Source organism: Chitinophaga fulva, assembly GCF_012927205.1.
In the GTDB taxonomy this organism is placed as follows: domain Bacteria; phylum Bacteroidota; class Bacteroidia; order Chitinophagales; family Chitinophagaceae; genus Chitinophaga; species Chitinophaga fulva.
Window position 1 is genome coordinate 989,076 of the sequence record NZ_JABBGC010000002.1, and the last position, 19,292, is coordinate 1,008,367.

At 43.4% G+C, this 19,292-nt stretch carries 14 protein-coding genes; 4 read left to right on the forward strand and 10 right to left on the reverse strand.

Annotated features, from left to right (window positions below):
* Positions 1–40: 40 nt before the first annotated feature.
* The 6 genes from HHL17_RS20595 to HHL17_RS20620 form a co-directional block, all read right to left on the reverse strand.
* Positions 41–907, reverse strand: a complete 867-nt coding sequence (locus tag HHL17_RS20595) for a hypothetical protein (protein WP_169226674.1) — start codon at positions 905–907, stop codon at positions 41–43.
* Positions 908–950: 43 nt separating this feature from the next.
* The gene (locus HHL17_RS20600) at positions 951–2,489 is read right to left on the reverse strand and encodes a hypothetical protein (RefSeq protein WP_169226675.1); all 1,539 of its coding nucleotides are present in this window, start codon (positions 2,487–2,489) and stop codon (positions 951–953) included.
* A gap of 17 nt (positions 2,490–2,506) precedes the next feature.
* On the reverse strand, positions 2,507–6,004 hold the full coding sequence (locus tag HHL17_RS20605; RefSeq protein ID WP_169226676.1) for a TonB-dependent receptor: 3,498 nt from the start codon (positions 6,002–6,004) through the stop codon (positions 2,507–2,509).
* A gap of 84 nt (positions 6,005–6,088) precedes the next feature.
* Positions 6,089–7,057, reverse strand: coding sequence for a FecR family protein (locus HHL17_RS20610; RefSeq protein WP_169226677.1), 969 nt, complete (start codon positions 7,055–7,057; stop codon positions 6,089–6,091).
* A gap of 60 nt (positions 7,058–7,117) precedes the next feature.
* Entirely contained in the window at positions 7,118–7,702 is a 585-nt protein-coding gene (locus HHL17_RS20615; RefSeq protein ID WP_169226678.1) for an RNA polymerase sigma factor, read from the reverse strand.
* Positions 7,703–7,991: 289 nt separating this feature from the next.
* The gene (locus HHL17_RS20620) at positions 7,992–8,198 is read right to left on the reverse strand and encodes a hypothetical protein (protein ID WP_169226679.1); all 207 of its coding nucleotides are present in this window, start codon (positions 8,196–8,198) and stop codon (positions 7,992–7,994) included.
* Between the two features lie 672 nt (positions 8,199–8,870).
* On the opposite strand from HHL17_RS20620, the gene HHL17_RS20625 reads away from it, so the two are divergent.
* Positions 8,871–13,139 carry an ice-binding family protein gene (locus HHL17_RS20625; RefSeq protein ID WP_169226680.1) on the forward strand — a complete coding sequence of 1,423 codons (4,269 nt, stop codon included), beginning with the start codon at positions 8,871–8,873 and terminating at the stop codon, positions 13,137–13,139.
* A gap of 398 nt (positions 13,140–13,537) precedes the next feature.
* Here HHL17_RS20625 and HHL17_RS20630 read toward each other — a convergent pair whose 3' ends face one another.
* Positions 13,538–14,251, reverse strand: coding sequence for a DUF3667 domain-containing protein (locus HHL17_RS20630; protein WP_169226681.1), 714 nt, complete (start codon positions 14,249–14,251; stop codon positions 13,538–13,540).
* Between the two features lie 9 nt (positions 14,252–14,260).
* Complete coding sequence (locus HHL17_RS20635) at positions 14,261–14,443, reverse strand: hypothetical protein (RefSeq protein WP_169226682.1); 183 nt, start codon at positions 14,441–14,443, stop codon at positions 14,261–14,263.
* Between the two features lie 326 nt (positions 14,444–14,769).
* Between HHL17_RS20635 and HHL17_RS20640 the strand changes: the two genes are divergently transcribed.
* Together HHL17_RS20640 and HHL17_RS20645 are read left to right on the forward strand one after the other, a co-directional pair.
* The gene (locus tag HHL17_RS20640; RefSeq protein ID WP_169226683.1) at positions 14,770–16,197 is read left to right on the forward strand and encodes a Gfo/Idh/MocA family protein; all 1,428 of its coding nucleotides are present in this window, start codon (positions 14,770–14,772) and stop codon (positions 16,195–16,197) included.
* Positions 16,198–16,869: 672 nt separating this feature from the next.
* Entirely contained in the window at positions 16,870–17,385 is a 516-nt protein-coding gene (locus HHL17_RS20645; protein ID WP_169226684.1) for a hypothetical protein, read from the forward strand.
* A 499-nt stretch (positions 17,386–17,884) separates the two neighbouring features.
* Here the strand turns inward: HHL17_RS20645 and HHL17_RS20650 are convergent, their stop codons facing one another.
* Together HHL17_RS20650 and HHL17_RS20655 are read right to left on the reverse strand one after the other, a co-directional pair.
* On the reverse strand, positions 17,885–18,487 hold the full coding sequence (locus HHL17_RS20650) for a hypothetical protein (protein WP_169226685.1): 603 nt from the start codon (positions 18,485–18,487) through the stop codon (positions 17,885–17,887).
* Between the two features lie 145 nt (positions 18,488–18,632).
* On the reverse strand, positions 18,633–18,872 hold the full coding sequence (locus HHL17_RS20655) for a hypothetical protein (protein WP_169226686.1): 240 nt from the start codon (positions 18,870–18,872) through the stop codon (positions 18,633–18,635).
* A gap of 200 nt (positions 18,873–19,072) precedes the next feature.
* On the opposite strand from HHL17_RS20655, the gene HHL17_RS20660 reads away from it, so the two are divergent.
* Positions 19,073–19,273 (forward strand): helix-turn-helix transcriptional regulator, encoded by a 201-nt coding sequence (locus tag HHL17_RS20660; protein ID WP_169227222.1) that lies wholly within the window; start codon positions 19,073–19,075, stop codon positions 19,271–19,273.
* Positions 19,274–19,292: the final 19 nt, after the last annotated feature.

Genomic DNA, 19,292 nt, shown 5'->3' on the forward strand with positions numbered 1-19,292 from the left:
GTATATCATTTTTATTAATGCGTATCCCGCGATTGCTTCATTACCATAGCTGCCTTAGGCTGCTGCGTAAATTGGCGGTCAGGCTTTTTGTACTGTAGTTAACCGTTTTATCTTCGTTCACGCTTACCGGTATCTTAAACTGGTGTTCGTTTCTAAAACCCTGCACAGCGAGCACATAGCCATGTCCACCATTAGCCGGGATAGCAGTATTCACCAGTTCCTCTCCCGTAACTGTATCGTAGAAGCGTAATCCTAAAAGACCATTTGATGCTTCTTTGATGTTAAACAGGATCACATCCGTGGCTTGTCCGTAAGGCAGCTTTTGAGGCAGCTGATCTGTGCTCAGTCTGCCGTCCGGCAGCACCCTGCTGCAACGCAGGCGCCCTGCGTCCGCAGCCTGGTGCAGGATATAAAGTGCAACTGTATTGGTGTCTATTTTGACGGTTTCGTTCAGTCGTATGCTGAGCAGCTGAAAAGCCGGTTCCTGGTTTTCTGCGGCGAGCGGTTTATCCGCCAGCCAAAGAAGCGTTTCCACCCCGCGGTCGGCCGAAAAGGCAGTATCCATCAGCATCCTGCAGGGCGTTATACCTTCCATCGTGATAGTAGTATCCGGCACCATATAGCTAAACCGAAATTGATGCATACCAGCGCGGATACTCGTATAGACAATACCGCGCATCGAACTGTACACCATAGGGTATTCCATTTTCTGCGGTTTGGAGCTCAGGTTTAAAAAAGGCGTGAATGCACTTCTTTTGCTTACCGGTGAATCAATAAACAACCCGATGCCTCCCATATTATATAACGCCAGTACATCAGAAGAGGAATAAAAATTTATTTTGCTGATGTCCCCTTTTTCCGGTATCGCCGGCTGTACGTCTTTATTACAGGCGAATATCCCTGTCATAACACAGCATAAAACGAGTTTATATAAACGCATTCTCATGACTTTATTTTAAGATGGTCCTTATTATTTTTTTACGTCCATTGGCAGTGGCATACAAATGTCCTTCCTCATCATAATTCAGCAATTGATCAGAGAATATACTTGCCGGCTTACCAGGAGCATTAAATGGTTCAAAAACAAAGTTTGACAAATCTGCCTGCGGTGCATATTGATAAGTGCGGCTTTCAGCAAAATCAAAGGCCATCCATTTAGGGCCTCCCACCAACGGGGCTATATTATTATTCCCCATGCCTAGTGTCCTTCCATCCAGGTATTGGTATAGCAGGAAGATTAATTTTTGCCCTGGCCTGGGTAAAAAGCCGAAGCCGGTTTCCGGAGTGCTATTATTCCCTATGTAACTATTGAAGTTAATTTTAATGCCATTAAAGCTACCAGTATAACTATTGGGCAAAACACCCCATGCCTCTGCCTGTATTTTCAGGGTTTTGATCACTACCCTACTTTGCAGATCGTATACGGTCAACTTGTTACTACCCGGCAGATACATCACGGATTCATCGGGCAATATAAGGGGTAACTTCAGTACAGAGGGGTTATCGGGATCGGTGATATCTACCCCGGGCAAACCCTCCGGTGACACGGCTGTCCGGAATTGATAGCTGATCATACCATCTGTAACGTTATATTTCGCAACAGCACTATAATCCTTCTCCTGTCCCCACTGCATTCCGGGTGTTACAAGAAAAACATTTCCTTTGCTATCAGGATAAACAGCTTTAACTTTCACGTTCACCTGCCCGATTCCGCCTGTGTAAGGGGCGGTGTAGGTTTTAGTATGATTTAACACCTTAATTTTTTTAGTCCCCAGGTCGAGCTCCACAAAGGCGTAGGTGGTATCTGCCTGTGCAGATATCCAGGCTTTGGTACCCTGCGGATTGACACCGCCGGCAATAAATGTTTGAATATTATAAACGCCTCCGGTTAGTTGTTCCCGGGTCAACAGCGTCTCAATGGTACCGTCTTTTCTGACGTGTTGCAGGTTGCCGGTAGTATATTCATAAAAGTACAGATCTCCTTTTCCGTTGATACAGTTCAGGAATATATTGTAAGGACTGGTGATGTCAGCATGTGCTGTAAGTGCCAGGCTTTTCTTAAAACTACCCTCTCCATATTGGCCAAAGATATTAATGCTGGCGGCGTTGATGGTACGCCCCCCGGAAGTAATGGTTACCGGTATCTCAGCGCCGGAGCCCATGTTACCGGTTATCAACACCTTCACCCAATCCATGAAAATCGTAGCAGTATCTCCGGTAAAAGGCCTGAAATGAAGGCTATCAGCCGCTACAATAACAGCATCTTCATTACCGATCCGTATCTTAAGACCATTGTTGGGCTGCAGCCTGCCGGTGATCTTCATGGTATCACCAACGGTATAGCTGGTACGATAGCTATACCCTGTTTGGTAACTCACCTGCGGCAGTGCGTCCAGCGTGTTTTTAAAATTATCAGCCTTATAACAGGAGCTAAATAGGCAACTGCCCAACAGCAGGACTGTCAACTGATGTATGATGTTATATTTCATCTGAATGGAATTGAATGTTAAAAGGAATAGGTCATCGATAAAATAAAATGGGCCCCCGCTTTATATTCGCTGCTAATCATATCACCGTTGGTATCACTTTGATACGCATCGCCTGTTCGTTTAATAAAAGCCTTTTCATATTTATAGGTAAAGTTTTCATCTTCTGCTATCCTGAGCGGCTGATTAAGGATGTTCTGCGCACTGAATTTTACCTGCAGGCTTTTAATGATACGCTGGGTCAATGCCAGGTCCAACATCTCACGTTCCAGCTCAATAAGGCTTCCCTGATTACCCTGTATCACCACGGGTACCGTGCCCTGGTATTTTACGCTGAAAGGCGCCCCGTTGGCTGCCGCATAAATGCGTGGCCCTACTTTATTCCAGGAAAGCGCCAATTTTGTCCCTGTACCAGCGTTGTCATAATACAGGCCCAGGTTCACCGCATAGGGCGCCTGTCCTTGTAACTGGCGGGTATAATGCGGATTGACAGCAGGGTCCGGATTTTTGAGCACCAACGTATCCAGGCGCTTAGTCACTTCACTTTTAATGATACTGAGATTACCGATGAAGGAGAGATTTCTGAAAAAGGGTAGCGGTATAAACCCAAGGTTTTTACGTAGGTCAATTTCCAGCCCTTTTATAGTTGCTTTATCCGCATTACCAAAACTAATGCTGGCAGGGCCTCCAAAAAAAAGGTCCCGTGTGATCATTCTCTCAATGGGATTGGTTAGTGCTTTATAAAAAAAACCGACACTGAAGGTTTCGGCCTTATCGTTGTTTTTGGGATACCACTCTATCCGCGTATCATAGTTGGTAGCGTTGGCAGGTTTCAGGAGATGATTTCCCCCTACTGTCTGATTGTTTAACTGGTCCAGTTCCCGATAGGGTGACAACTCCCGGAACTCAGGCCGGTTCACCGTTTTCCCATAAGCTGCGCGTACCACGAATTGCCGGGATGGGTGGTAGCTGATATTAACGGAAGGCAGGTAGTTGGTGGTTTTATTGTCTACCAGCACCGGATGATTGATGCTGCCGGGGATAGAACCGGGTATAGCGCCGGCTACTTTCTGGCGGTCATACTCCAGCCGAAGGCCGCCGTAGATATCCAGTTTACCCTGAAAAGGCAGCAGGCTGAGAGCAGCATACCCTGCGTTGAGTTGTTCGGTAGCGGTATAGGCATCATTCCCACTGGTACGGTCAAATACTTTGAGCGCGCTGCCATCGTCCCTTAAATAGTCGTTGCTCCAGACTTTGCCCAGGTCCTGCTCTGTAAAAAACACCTTATTGAAGTCCATGTATCGGCCATTGCTTCCAATGTTGGCGTTCTCATTTTCCGGGTAGCCGGCAGAATTAAGGTCCCCCTCATTAACAGTATATGCCCTGCGGAACAAAACTCTTGACTTCCATTGCTGGTAGGTACCTGCTTTAAGCGTAATCCAGGAAGTTAGTTTATTGGTATAGTCAATAGCGCCGTTATAGACATGTTCGTTATTCCGCGACCATGTACGGGATATCATCCCCCGCTCCAGGTTATTGTTCCTGTTTTCGATGTCATCAGGTCCTTTTATGTACCGATAAGATGCCACCCAGCCAAGGTCCTGCGTTTGCCCCAGTCCCTGGACCCCTCCTCCGTCCTGCCGGTTCTGGTTAAAACGGATCACACGTTGGTCAGGTATCTGCTGACGGCTGAAAGTGTAACCCAGGTTCCATTCCAGTTGTTGTTTACCCTTCGTAAAGTAATGTTCTCCACCCAGGTTGCCGGCATATAAAAACCGTTGCGTATAGCCTAAAATAATATTGCGCTCATAGGGGTTATAGCCGTAAACGAGTTCCTTCCAGTTTATTCCTGTAAGATGGGAAAGGTCCGTAGTGGAATCCCCCACTACGTACTGGTTGCTCCGGGTGGTACGCACGACGGTAGTGCTCTGCCCTTGTTGCAACAGGTAGTTTTTAAAAAACAACCGGCTGCTGTCCCGAAGCTTGTAAGTAAAGTTCTGTAACAGATTCAGTTGCACGGTTTCCAGGCTTTGCGATTCCCGGGCGGTTTCATGTGTCCGCCTGCCATTACCATCGCTGCCCCAAAAGCTGCCTGCACGGTCTATGTTCAATTGCTGACTTTCGGTTTTATAGCTCAGTGAACTCAACATCCCCAGGCTTTTACCGCTAATTTTAAACGTATTATAATAGTTGGCCGTCAATTGCATCATGGGTAATGCTGTTTTATAACCATATTGCAAATAAGGACTGAAGTTTTGTACGTAATCTTTCTGAGAAATACCAGCTCTTGTAAAATCGCCATAACCCGGCACCACGGAAGGTAACTTCCGCACACCGTTGTCAAAGCCGAGGAAATCAGTGTTGCTTCCCTGGTAGGTCATGAATTGGCCGTTAAAGGTGGTAGCTGACCGGTAGCCCATCTGCAGCTCCACATCAAAATGTTTTACCGCTTTCGCATCTTTGGTAAAGATCTTTACAGCGCCGCCCGTCATGTCACCCATCAGGTCAGGCGCAGGGGATTTGTATACCATGATCCTGTCAATGATCCTGCTGGGAAGCAGGTCCAGTGAAAAGGCGCGGGAATACAACTCCGTACTGGGCGCGATATTGCCATTGAGATAAGTTAGATTATAGCGCTCATTCATCCCACGGATGATGACAAATTTGTCGTCCTTGATCGTAACGCCGGAAATCCTCTTCACCACTTCAGCCACGTTACGGTCGGCGCTCATTGCGATCTGCTGGGAAGATATACCCGAAACCACCGATTGGGCGCTTTTGATGCTCTCCAGCACGTTCCTGTCTGTGGCATGGGTGACATTGTGTACTTTCCTTCCTGCAGCGCTTACCACAATTTCACCCAATGCTCCGCCGCCCGCCAGCATGCGTACATCGAAAATAAGGCTGTTATGTAGCGTGACCGGTTCTGTAAAAGCGGAATAACCGATGTAGGTTACCTCCAGGGTATATTCGCCGGCTTTTACGTCGCTGATAGCATAATAACCTTTGCTGTCACTGGCGACTGACCGGGAAGCACCGGTCAGCTTAACGGAAGCCCCTGGCAATGGCGCCGAAGTTTCAAAATCCACTACCCGCCCTTTGAGGGTAAACAATTCATCGGAAAGGGCTGTTTTGTTTTGTGGGTAGGCGTCCGTCATTTGCGCCCGCCTCCGGATGACTATTTTTTTATCGTCCATGATGTCATAGGTCAATGGAGTGTCATCCAGCAAATAGTCGGTAATTACCTTTAACGTAGCCTGGTTAAAGCTTTTGGCATAACGTTTTTTTACTTTATTTACTTCAGCCGCATCGTAAAAAATCCGCACGCCGCTTTGTTTTTGCAGCGCATCTATACATTCCACCAGGGAATTATCTGAAAATGAAATATTGTACTTTATGGTTTTGATGCCATCCTGTGAAAAACCAAAAATTGCATACAGCAGGAACAGGGATGACAGAAAAAAACACTTCCTTTTCAATAGTATCCGGTAAACATGATGAATAGACCCGTTTTTCATTTTTTTTTGTTTAGTTATGGACATAAGTTTCCCTCCATCATTAATCATGACTTAAAAAATATTCGTTTTTTGTATGTATCGGAATTAGTTTACCTCAATCAGGTCGCCGGTTTGTTTTATTTCCAATCCGTACGAGAGGGAAAGAATTTTTAGGACTTCGGTGATATCATCCTCTTTCAGGAAAGAGCCGGTAAAAGTCCGTTTGTTAATTTCATGATTATTGGAAACGATCTTTACATGCAGGCTTTCCGCTATAGCTGAGAATACTTCCGCTAAAGGCGTATTTCGGAATACCAGCAACTGTGCAGTCCAATCCGTATTGATTGCGGCATTGTCTTCTATTTTTCCCGCTTCCTTCCCCACTGTGTAGGAAAATTGCTGGCGTGGTAACAATATGGAAGGCCGCGCCTGCTCTTCGTCGGGGATGTTCACCTGTACACGCCCCGTTTTAACCCCTACCCGGGCAGTTTCAGTGGTACCTGCATCCGATATGACAAACGATGTTCCCAATACATCAACCCGCAGATGCGAGGCATTCACGGTAAACCTGGTATCCGGATTCTTTCTGATGTCAAAAAAAGCTTCTCCGCTGAGCGTTACATTCCTGCTACTATTGAATTCCCGGGGATAACGAAGCCGGCTGTTAACATTCAACACAACCACCGAACTATCGGGTAATATAACTTCTTTAATCTGGTACTGGTCAGTTACAATGGTATACATCATCGGGGGAGCGATCATATCGCTTAGTTCATTTCTGAACCTGTATGCCAGGAATACAACGCTGAGTATGCACGCTGCCGCAACCCACCGCAGATAGCGCAGTTTGGACCTGGGTGAACCACCGGTCTTCCTGATAGAATTGGTCTCAATGACGGTTTTAATATTACCGAAAACAAGCGCTTTTCTTTCATCGTATTGCCCCAGGTCCACTTCCTCATCAGCCGCCGCCCTGGCGTCCTTAAACCATTGTTCGATAATGACCTTTTCTTCTGTTGAAGACTGCCCGGACAAATAATTGCCGACAATTTTTTTTAACCTCTGCAGATGCATAATAGATGATTCTCTATTAGTATGTTCTGAAAGAGAATGGGTAGTACCGGTAAAATCAGGTTAAGGAATTGTTACCAAATCAATGATCAGCATTACGGCGATGCTATGTCGCAGCGCCTTTAGCGCAATATGCAGTTGATTCTTAACGGTTTGTTCTGAAATGCCCAACTTCAGGGCTATTTCCGCAATACTTAGTTTGTATTGTCTGCTTAACAGAAATATTTCCCGTGTACGGGGAGGAAGACCGGATATCTCCTTTTCCAGCTGTTTAACCAAATCTTGTTCCTGCAAACGGTGCAGAATATCATTAAAGGCTGGTAACAGTTCTTCCTGAATCCGGTCAATTTGTTCCGGGGAACTTAAAATTGATTCCAGTTTTTTGAGTGATTGAAACCGTACCGCCTGGTGAAGATAACTTTCAATGGATTGTTGGATGACAATGGCATCGCGCCTTTCCCATATGGAAAGGAATACTGTTTGCACGATATCCTGCGCATCGTCATAAGACCGGAGTAATTTATTGGCAAAACTGAATAACGGATGCCAGTATTGATGGTACAACAAACTGAATGCCTCCATATCGGAGCGTTGAACACCAATAAAAAGTTCAGTATCACCTATTTCAGTTGTACGTCTGACGCTCATAAAATTACCGCAAAGTAATTATTTTTCTACTTCAGATACCAATCTTCGAAAGACAGCGTTGTCTGAACACGGCTGCCGTGATCACTTCTTTTCAACCTGGCTGCGGTTTATTTAACCAATATTATTCTTTCGTTAAGAACCTGTAAAATAATGTCCTTCCCTTTCAAACACGAGCTATCGGTTTAGGGGATATTATCCAGCGGTCCTGCAAAGTGAAAGCAGGCGGAAAGCTTCGATAAAGCCTGCATCCAGCCAGCCTGTTCAGCACTGATGACTTGCTCACCAACTTTTACACTTCCACTAACCAGGTAACTACTACAGGAATATTCCTGGATTTCATACGAATCAGGGTTTCTTTAATACCAACACCGCCTCCCAGATCATCAAACCAACCAAAAAGCTTTTGCATGCCATAGGGAAATATGATGATCCCCGCAATAATCCTCAGGAAAGAATAAATATAATCTGCCTCTGTTTGAATAAGTGTATTGATCATCTGTTTGTTTCAGTTTGAAAGTTCGACCTTTCATCACGCACCTTCTATAAAATATCTGCTTTATATGGAGAGATTAAAGAAAAATTATCAGCAGCGGGATTTGCAGGCGCACAAACCGATCTTGATCAGGTAGCTCATCCTTAATCAATCTCCTTATTTCTGCCGATTGTACATCGTTTATTTTCTTACCACCCGAACATCACGTTTCTTTTCTGATATCGCACGTTGTCCCCAGTGCTTATACGACCACCAAATCTTTCCCACCCCACTAAGGCTCAACCCCAATATTCCTCCTCCCTCCCTTTGAGCACCCAACTTCTTTTTAAGATAGGCGGCCAATTTCTTACGGATTTTTCATTGTTAGGATACCGTCCGATTTACACCCTCTGATTTCATCATGTCGTAAACTACGTAAACATTACTATTTTATGCTATCATCAATATATTCCCAATCCTTTTTCATAAATAAATGGAATTACTATTGAACAATACATTATCCAGACTGGTTTAATTATACAACATTTTAATTCTAGCCCCGGTAACATTACTATTGAACAATATATTATCCAGACTGGCTTAATTATACAACATTTTAATTCTAACCCCAGTAACGATTGCTTTCTCCAGGCTGTCTAATTTTAACGATTGCCCCACTTTTAAAAAATGTTAAAAATGAGAAAAAAGCTACTCCCCGGCGCATTATGCGCATTGTTACTATTTTTATTGCCCTTTACCATTTTGGCGCAATCTCCCCCTAACTTGCGTTCCACTGCCAGCTTTGCATTATTTACAGCGACGGGGGCGTTCAGTAATATTGGTGCTTCAACAACTGTAACAGGTGATGTGGGGACTAATGTAGGTGCGTTTAGCGCATTTCCCCCCGGAGTATTGGTGGGCCAACGTCATATAGCAGATCCAGCCTCAGCACAGGCTGCTACGGATGTGAATCTTGCCTATGGCGAGATGAGTACGATAACCTGCGGCAGTGTAATTTCAACAACGATGGGAGGCGGACAAACACTTCTTCCAAATGTTTATTGCCTGGGAGCAGCGTCTACCGTTAATGGAGATCTTATTTTAGACGGACAGGGTAATCCCAATTCCCTGTTTATTTTTAAAATAAACGGGGCTTTGGCTACCACTGTTAATTCCAGAATTATATTGACGAATTCAGCTTCAATATGCAATGTTTACTGGCAGGTAAATGGCGAGGTTGATTTAGGTAATAACTCCCTTTTCCAGGGAACACTCCTGGTAAATGGAGCGATCAATTTACTGGATGGTGCACAATTGAACGGCCGCGCTCTTTCAACAGCAGGAGCAATCTCTTTACATAATAATATAGTTAACATAAGTGCTCAACCTACTGCATCGGTAATTACAGCAGGTGGGCCAACAACATTTTGCGCCGGGGGTAGTGTTACCCTTTCAGGAAATGTTGGCGGCACATGGAGTACAGGAGCAACAACTCCAACAATTACGGTTACCCAGGCCGGTGATTATTCTGTAACAAATACGACTGCATGTGGCTCTGTAATCTCTAATCATATTATAGTTACCGTAAACCCATTGCCTGTATGTACGATCGCGGGTAGTAGTGCTATTTGCCCGGGTACGTCAACACAACTTTGTGCACCCGCAGGCGCTGCTTCTTATTCATGGAACACAGGCGACACCACAAATTGTATCACTGTTAACGCAGCAGGAACATATATAGTTGCTGTTACCAGTGCCGCCGGATGTCTAAGCACTTGCAGCAAAACTGTAACCACAAGCACGGCACCAGTATGTACGATCACCGGCAGTGGTACAATTTGCCCGGGTCAATCAACACAACTGTGTGTGCCGGCAGGTGCAACTTCTTATTTATGGAGCACAGGTGCCACCACAAATTGTATCACGGTTAACACACCAGGAACATATACTGTTACTGTTACCAATGCAGGCGGATGTGTAAGCACCTGCAGCAAAACTGTAACCGCAAGCACATTGCCAGTATGTACGATCGAAGGCAATAGTGCTATTTGCCCGGGTGCGTCAACACAACTTTGTGCACCCGCAGGCGCTGCTTCTTATTTATGGAGCACAGGTGCCACCACAAATTGTATCACGGTTAACGCAGCAGGAACATATACTGTTGCTGTTACCAATGCAGCCGGATGTACCAGCACATGTAGTAAAACAATCACTGTAAGTCAAACACCAGGTTGTCTGATCACCGGTAGTGGAACTATCTGCGGGGGCCAGTCAACACAACTGTGTGTGCCAGCAGGTGCAATCTCATATTTATGGAGCACAGGTGCCACCACAAATTGCATCACGGTTAGTACGCCAGGAACATATACTGTTACTGTTACAGATGCAGGCGGATGTGTAAGCACCTGCAGCAAAACTGTAATCACAAGCACGACACCAGAATGTACGATCACCGGCAGTGGTACAATTTGCGAGGGTCAATCAACACAACTGTGTGTACCTGCAGGCGCTACTTCATATTTATGGAGCACAGGTGCCACTACAAATTGTATCACGGTTAGTACACCGGGAACATATACAGTTACTGTTACCAATGCAGGCGGATGTGTAAGCACCTGCAGCAAAACTGTAACCACAAGCACATTGCCAGTATGTACGATCACCGGCAATAGTGCTATTTGCCCGGGTTCGTCAACACAACTTTGTGTACCCGCAGGCGCTGCTTCTTATTTATGGAGCACAGGCGCCACCACAAATTGTATCACGGTTAACGCAGCAGGAACATATACCGTTACTGTTACCAATGCAGCCGGATGTACCAGCACATGTAGTAAAACAATCACTGTGAGTCAAACACCAGGTTGTCTGATCACCGGTAGTGATACCATCTGCGGGGGCCAGTCAACACAACTGTGTGTACCAGCAGGTGCAGCCTCTTATTCATGGAACACAGGTGCCACCACAAATTGTATCACCGTTAACAGCCAAGGAACATATGTAGTTGCTGTTACAGATGTAGGCGGATGTGTAAGCACCTGCAGAAAAACTGTAACCGTAGGCACAACGCCAGTATGTACGATCACCGGCAGTGGTACAATTTGCCAGGGTCAATCAACACAACTGTGTGTACCCGCAGGCGCCACCTCATATTTATGGAGCACAGGTGCCACCACAAATTGCATCACGGTTAGCACACCAGGAACATATACTGTTACTGTTACCAATGCAGGCGGATGTGTAAGCACCTGCAGCAAAACTGTAACCACAAGCACAACACCAGAATGTACGATCACCGGCAGTGGTTCAATTTGCCAGGGCCAATCAACACAACTGTGTGTACCCGCAGGTGCCACCTCTTATTTATGGAGCACAGGTGCCACCACAAATTGCATCACAGTTAGCACACCAGGAACATATACTGTTACTGTTACCAATGCGGGCGGATGTGTAAGCACCTGCAGCAAAACTGTAACTGTTAGTGCACCTATAGTTTGTCACATCTACGGCAATACTTCAATTTGCCAGGGTCAAACAACTAAACTTTGTGCACCGGCAGGTTGTACAAAATATCTCTGGAGTACAGGAGCTACAACAAGTTGCATTACTGTAAGCACGCCAGGAACATATACTGTTACTATAACCAATGCAGCAGGTTGCACCAGTACCTGCAGTATAACAGTTACTGTTGTACCGATAGCGTGTTCCATCACCGGCAACACTTCAATTTGCCAGGGTCAAACAACTAAACTTTGTGCACCGGCAGGTTGTACAAAATATCTCTGGAGTACGGGAGCAACAACAAGTTGCATTACGGTAAGCACCCCAGGCACGTATACCGTTACTGTTACCAATGCAGCAGGCTGTACCAGTACCTGCAGTATAACAGTTACTGTTGCACCGACAATGTGTTCCATCACCGGCAACACTTCAATTTGCCAGGGTCAAACAACTAAACTTTGTGCACCGGAAGGTTGTATAAAATATCTCTGGAGTACGGGAGCAACAACAAGTTGCATTACGGTAAGCACCCCAGGAACATATACTGTTACTACCACCAATGCAGCAGGTTGCACCAGTACCTGCAGTACAACAGTTACTGTTGCACCGACAATGTGTTCCATCACCGGTAATACTACAATTTGCCAGGGTCAAACCACTAAACTTTGTGCACCAGCAGGTTGTATAAAATATCTCTGGAGTACGGGAGCAACAACAAGCTGTATTAATGTAAGCACCCCAGGAACGTATACTGTTACCACTACCAATGCAGCAGGTTGCACCAGTACCTGCAGTGTAACAGTTACTGTTTTTGTGCCATCTGACTGTATCATTACCGGTCCAGTCTCTTGCGAGCCGGGAAAATCAATTCCGCTTTGCGCACCTTTAGGTTGCACAAAATATCTCTGGAACACGGGTGCAACAACAAGTTGTATTAACGTCACACAGGGCGGCATATACACCGTTACCGTTACCAATGCAGCCGGATGCAACACAACCGCCAGTAAGTATATAACCTCACATTATATGACAACCAGGCGAGCTACGCCAGATACAACAAACCAGACGGCAAAACAGAAAACCTGGATAAGCGATGCGCCAATATCTGTCAATTCAGATAAGCAGGCTACGCCAGATACAACAAATCAGACTGCTAAACAGGGAGCCTGGATAAGCGACGCGCCACTATCTGTCAATTCAGATAAAATGGCAGCTAAAGCATATCCTAATCCATTTAACGGAAAAGCAGTAATAGAGTTCCGAACTCACGATGCAAATGAACATGTTGTGGTTGAACTTTACGACATAAAGGGATTCAAAATTTTGACACTGTTTGACAAGAAGGTCAAAGGAAATGTTTGGTATAAAACTGAAGTAAATGGAACATCTCTTCCTGAAGGTGTTTACATCTACAGGGTATCAAACGGCCACCAGACCATTAATGGAAAACTGATTCTGATTAAATAGTCTTGTTATCAGAATATAAAACGGGTCTCCAATTGCTAAGCCCCCAAAAGTATCTAACTTTTGGGGGCTTTTTTAAGCTGCTGTTTTAGGTTCATTCAGCAGCTTTTGTTTGGCAAAAGGTAAGATCATTATTGCCAACTAACCTATGGGTTTACCTTTCTATGATAAAAGCAGAAAAGCCGCATAAATCCTACGATTTAAGCGGCTTTAATTTTCTTTGATAATCTTGTGGTGATCCTTATAATACAAAACCCGAACCTTTTTATGTTTGATTTGCGAAAATTAGCTGAAATATGCTGACTTACAACAAAACCGGCTTGTCTGGTTGCAAAACGTGAAGTTCATCCGGATAAAATTCATGGAGTTTGGAGGTAGACAACAAGGTGACTGCGCAATACTTAATCATTGAACCGATCTATTATCCAGGCCAACAATTCTACTGCCATCCAGAACGATCCCATGCCTAATATATAACCCACCAGTGACAAAACATATCCCTTTATCTTCTTCCCACCCAATATCTGACCAATGGCCCACATACTGTATAACAGCGATACCACTTCCGATGCCAGCTTCATATTTTTCCCGCTGATTCCCTGCACCAGTGCAAACAACGTATATATCAACATCCCCGTACCAATCACGAAACATAACATGATTAGTACCTCATAATAATTGTACGCGCTTTTGCGCATAAACAATTTCAACCAGGCGCCGATAAAAAGGCCCATGATGATATTGGCATAGCCGTAATGCCCTTCTATCCATGTGGTGAGGGCAGCAAAGGTTTCGTACCGTATGGACCCGTCTACGTAATGGTCATTCTCGATATGAAAGAAATGGGTAATCAGCGTATACAGCAGCGAACATATGACAAGGAAAATGACCGGTTTCACCAGTCGGCTCCTGTCTTCTGTAAGGAACCTCCTGATATTTACTCCGGGGCGTATCAACAGCTCCTTGATCGTATACAATATTCCCTTCTCAAAATGCAGCACGTGCTGCACCTCATGAATGATATAATGGCTATCCACTCGCTTCAATGCTATCGGATTGCCGCAGTGTCCGCAAAACTTATCAGTAACAGCCGCATTACATGACTTGCAATTCATAGTAAAAAATTATTTAGCGGAAGCAGCTGCACGGGATTGCAGCTCTTTTTTAATAGCTTTCAGCTGTTGAAATAAAGGGAAAAAGACCAGCGACAATGAAAACATCGGGGCGATATACACCACCTTCTTTTCTTTAATCATCAGCACACATACGATCATTATCATACACAGTACCAGGAATCCTGCTAGCATTCCCTGAATACGGCTTTTTCTTTTCAATAGATCATTAGTGTCAGCACTTGATAGGTTCATAATCTGGATTTCCGCCAAAAATCCAGACTTTTTCCTTATAAAACCCTACACTTGAGTGTAAATTCATGGCGATAAACGATAATTATAGTCTCTCACGCCCTCAGCATCTAATACAGTTGGATTTCCCGGAACCGCAGGTTTTTTTATTTGGGGCAACACTTGTATTATTTTACCACTCATGTAAAATTTTCAGCTTTTTACTGTTTATGATTTCGATTGCAATTTCATTTTTATACATTTGAAATAAATAATCAACAACCCACGCAATGAATCACGATAATTCAAGACGGAGCTTTCTGAAGCAGGCGGCGCTAGCCACCCTAGCCACCGCTACTCCAGGCCTGCTGATGGCCGCAGCGAAGCCATATACCCGTAAAATCGGGCCTAACGAAAAAGTAAACCTCGCCTTCATTGGTATAGGCAACAGAGGCGGAGAGATCGCCCAGGCGCTCTACAAGACAGGGTTGGCAAACATTGTAGCACTCTGCGACGTAGACATGGGCGCACCGCATACCCTGGAGGTAATGAAAATGTTCCCTAACGTACCTCGTTTCCAGGATTTCCGCCAGATGTTTGATAAAATGGACAACCAGATTGATGCTGTGTCCATCGGCGTACCTGACTTCTCGCATTTCGCGATCACGATGATGGCAATAGGCCTGGGCAAACATGTATATGTAGAAAAGCCAATGGCACGCACATTCAACGAGGTGGAACTGATGATGAAGGCTGCCCGGAAGCATCCGAAAGTGGTGACTCAAATGGGCAACCAGGGACATTCGGAAGCTAATTACTTCCAGTTTAAAGCCTGGACAGAAGCCGGTATCATCAAAGATGTAACAGCCATTACCGCCCATATGAACTCTCCACGGCGCTGGCATGGCTGGAACCCAAATATAACCTCATTCCCGGCAGCAGAGCAGGCACCTGCTACCCTCGACTGGAATATCTGGCAGATGACAACGCAGGGGCACTCCTATAACAAAGATTTTGTAAACGGCCAGTGGCGCTGCTGGTTCGACTTCGGTATGGGTGCACTGGGCGACTGGGGCGCACATATCATCGATACAGCCCACCAGTTCCTCGATCTTGGCTTACCATACGAAATTGATCCGATCAAGCTCACGGGTCACAATAACTTCTTCTACCCAATGTCTTCCACACTGGCATTCAAATTCCCTAAAAGAGGAAATATGCCCGCACTGGATATCACCTGGTACGATGGAGTGGATAACCTGCCACCGATTCCTGCCGGATACGGTATATCGGGGCTCGATCCTAATATTCCAGCTCCAAGCAATGGTCCTGTCGCACCTTCTAAACTGAATCCTGGTAAGATTATCTACAGTAAGGATCTTACATTTAAAGGAGGCTCGCATGGTAGTACGCTCTCTATCATTCCTGAAGAAAATGCAAAAGAAATGGCGGGTAAACTGCCAGTAGTACCGGTAAGTCCGTCTAACCACTTTAAGAACTTCCTGCTGGCTTGTAAAGGCGAGGAGCAAACACGATCTCCATTCGCCATTGCAGGTCCACTCAGTCAGGTATTCTGTCTTGGTGTACTGGCGCAATGGACAGGTGAGAAATTACAGTTCGATCGGGAAAAGAAGATCATTACTAATAACAAACATGCAAATGAATTGCTGATAGGTCCTCCACCAAGGAAAGGCTGGGAGCAGTACTATAAGGTTTAATAAGAGGGGACTATGGTCCTCTCTTTTGTGCGTTGCCAGGGAAGATTGTTTTTTTGATTTGCGCGCAATGAATTTTTACAAGTTGTTCCGATTAGTAAAAAAGATTTAGATTTAAGGAAGGCCCTTACCTATTTCCTTATAGGAAATATTTTGAAAGTTTTCACTTAGTCGAAGTATGTTCATAAACCTCGTGGGGTTGTTGGTTATCCCAGATTTAAGGTGATATCTGCAGTAAACAAGAACAGCGAATCCGCACTTTGATAGACTAACAAACAGACCAAAACAACAAAGCCCGCGACTAGCGCGAGCTTTGAAACTTTCCAGTGATCCCTATGGTACAAAACTCGAACCTTTTTATATCCGATTTGCGCAAATTAGCAGAAATAGTACATTTAGATAAATTGCGTAAGTCTTCACGCCTTGCGGTTGACCTTAAAGCCAACTAATCATGAAGTTAAAACTTGCTTTTAACCACTTGTTTGGTTGCATTTAGTTAAGAAAGACGACTTGGGGAATCTAAAAAACACAACATAAGTATTAATAAAAAAGGCTTAATTAAAATATCCGTCATGTATCCTTTTGTCGAGGGAAAAACCTTCAATAGGTATATTTGTATACTATTTAAATGACACAATCGTCGAGCATTAGTTTATAATTATAGACACTGTATTTATGACATTATTTGAGCAACTTATAGACAAATACCAAGCGGCGACTGACGATGACGAAAAAGCAGAAATTATCAGCGCTGACTTTGATTTTCTCTCAGACAATAACAAGTGGGATTTTTTATTGCCTTTAATTGAAAATAGGGAAGTTTATGATCTTATCAAAGTGAACGTCTACAAGATTCTTGAAATTGCAGATCTTACCAGTCTTGATATAACGGACATAAAAAATAGAATTTTACAAGCGTTAAAAGTGGAAACAGATGACATGGTTAAAGAATATGGTTTCAATGCTTTGACTTGGAATTTTAGCAACTTTCCTGATGTTATTGACTATTGTATGGACACCGTTGAAAACGAAGAGGAAGATGAAAATATCAGACATTGTGCATTTGGTGTCTTGACAAAATCTAAAGATTTTCAAAAAATAAATTCCCTACGTGATAAGCTTTTACAAATAAAAGACTTTGCAAAATATGCTACAACTTTTTTCAAAGATCGAGACAACGGTATCCGTTAACCCGATTTGTAGAGGGTTGTAAGCTTTCCTGGAATTAATCAATCTTTAAACGAATTGACTGAATATCAGGTGAAGATGATCCAGATATCCCAAAGGCAAAATCACTTATCGAGTGGAATGATAGCCAAAGAAAATATAATAAAGGTCAAAAGGAAGAGTAAATGCGGTATTTCAAAATACAACCTACAGAACCACAAGATTGGAGTGATTGGTTTACAAAATCTTTCAACAATTTTACACCATACACAAGGAACTCAACTAAACTCCCGACCAAAAACAAAAAACCCACGCTACGCGCAGGTTTCAAGTTTCTCCAGTGATCCCGCTGGGAACACCTTTATCTTCGCAATGCCTTGTAAAATCTGTATTTGATAGTGGTGAGCACTTTTGCTAACCATAACGCTAACCTGATTACGTATAACCGATATAGTCAGGAGTAGTGATGAGCAAATATATGTAAATTAAAATAAAATTCAGCGAACGGAATAAGCATGAAGCTCTATTCTAATACTTTAGCTATCACGTGCCGAAGGTTAGTTCGATCTCCTTTGTGGACTTCTAATTGCCCAATATTGGATAAGATGAAACTCCTTAAAAATTGATTTGGGGAATCCATGTGATTACTACGCTTACTCTTTATATTCAAGGTAATTGCTTGGATCGATCGTATTATTCCCCATGGAAAACCCCACCAGCCTAACGCAATCGTTTTATTCAAAGCCGAATTGTTCAATTCGTCTAGACAATCTGGACAACCAACATGGATTTTCTTTTTATATTGAGTAATGATGATAAAACTCATTACTTCTGCTGTTAAAGTAGCGTTTAATTTCTCAGAAACACTATCACATATTGGGCAATTCAAATTATTGATCAGGTTACAGTAGGAATCGATTTCTTCGATAGTATATGTCTTATTCTGTACATCTAGTGCTTTAGAAAAACGAGGGTTTAAACCGCGCTTTCTTATTTCATTCTTTGCAATATCCAATGCTTCCGCGGTCAGCCCTCCCGCATTCTGAGTAACAAGGTAGATTAGCTCATTATTAGACATTTTCTCATATCTCTCTTGTACATATTTCATGTCAATTCCAGAATTCATAGGTAAACAGAATTTAAAAACAAAAATAAAATTTTATAGATAACTATTTTTAAAATCGAAATTTAAGAAGAAATAAGAAATTGCCAGCTATGTTTGGGTAATACCAAAACTAACTGGCTATACTCATGCTTTTGTACCCCGACAATCATTGTTCCGGCCAATCAACTGTTTCATCTTCTGCCAAATCAAATAATTCCATCAGGCAAGTCATATCCCAAATAATATCTTTCATGTTAAGGGGACTAACATGTAAACAATGAGCCACGAAGGTCATAAAAACTTCGCGTAGATTACGATTAACCCGTTTTGCGGGATGATCTTCAAGAAATATTTTGAGCTCCTTCTTAAGCTTTTTACTGAGCTTGTATTTAATATCTTTTTGCATATACCTTGTTTTTGCAGGCACCAAGGCCATTAGATCAAGGTATGATTATATCATAATTCAGTATAAAAATATATCAATATTCAATATTTTCAAAAAACAACTAAAATTTTACTTTTATAAAGTATAATAAAATGTAAATCAGAACAATATTTATTTATATCATAATTCTTTATAACCTTATTATGTCCCAGAGTGAGCGCATGAATCGAATAAAGGAAGTCTTAAAGGAACAAGGCCGTACACAGACATGGCTAGCGGACAAGATTGAAAAAAGTTATGTAGTTGTTACTAACTATTGTAACAACAATTCCCAGCCTAGTATTAAATTATTGAGAGATATAGCCTATGTTTTAAATGTTGATGTCAGGGAGCTTTTAGTGCCAACAAAAACGAAAGAATAGTTATTATTATTCGATAAGT

Excerpts from the sequence above, each read along its gene's own strand:
- HHL17_RS20595 (WP_169226674.1), bottom strand. The coding sequence starts at position 907 with ATGACAGGGATATTCGCCTGTAATAAAGACGTACAGCCGGCGATACCG.
- HHL17_RS20600 (WP_169226675.1), bottom strand. The coding sequence starts at position 2,489 with ATGAAATATAACATCATACATCAGTTGACAGTCCTGCTGTTGGGCAGT.
- HHL17_RS20605 (WP_169226676.1), bottom strand. The coding sequence starts at position 6,004 with ATGAAAAACGGGTCTATTCATCATGTTTACCGGATACTATTGAAAAGG.
- HHL17_RS20610 (WP_169226677.1), bottom strand. The coding sequence starts at position 7,057 with ATGCATCTGCAGAGGTTAAAAAAAATTGTCGGCAATTATTTGTCCGGG.
- HHL17_RS20615 (WP_169226678.1), bottom strand. The coding sequence starts at position 7,702 with ATGAGCGTCAGACGTACAACTGAAATAGGTGATACTGAACTTTTTATT.
- HHL17_RS20620 (WP_169226679.1), bottom strand. The coding sequence starts at position 8,198 with ATGATCAATACACTTATTCAAACAGAGGCAGATTATATTTATTCTTTC.
- HHL17_RS20625 (WP_169226680.1), top strand. The coding sequence starts at position 8,871 with ATGAGAAAAAAGCTACTCCCCGGCGCATTATGCGCATTGTTACTATTT.
- HHL17_RS20630 (WP_169226681.1), bottom strand. The coding sequence starts at position 14,251 with ATGAATTGCAAGTCATGTAATGCGGCTGTTACTGATAAGTTTTGCGGA.
- HHL17_RS20635 (WP_169226682.1), bottom strand. The coding sequence starts at position 14,443 with ATGCTAGCAGGATTCCTGGTACTGTGTATGATAATGATCGTATGTGTG.
- HHL17_RS20640 (WP_169226683.1), top strand. The coding sequence starts at position 14,770 with ATGAATCACGATAATTCAAGACGGAGCTTTCTGAAGCAGGCGGCGCTA.
- HHL17_RS20645 (WP_169226684.1), top strand. The coding sequence starts at position 16,870 with ATGACATTATTTGAGCAACTTATAGACAAATACCAAGCGGCGACTGAC.
- HHL17_RS20650 (WP_169226685.1), bottom strand. The coding sequence starts at position 18,487 with ATGAATTCTGGAATTGACATGAAATATGTACAAGAGAGATATGAGAAA.
- HHL17_RS20655 (WP_169226686.1), bottom strand. The coding sequence starts at position 18,872 with ATGCAAAAAGATATTAAATACAAGCTCAGTAAAAAGCTTAAGAAGGAG.
- HHL17_RS20660 (WP_169227222.1), top strand. The coding sequence starts at position 19,073 with ATGAATCGAATAAAGGAAGTCTTAAAGGAACAAGGCCGTACACAGACA.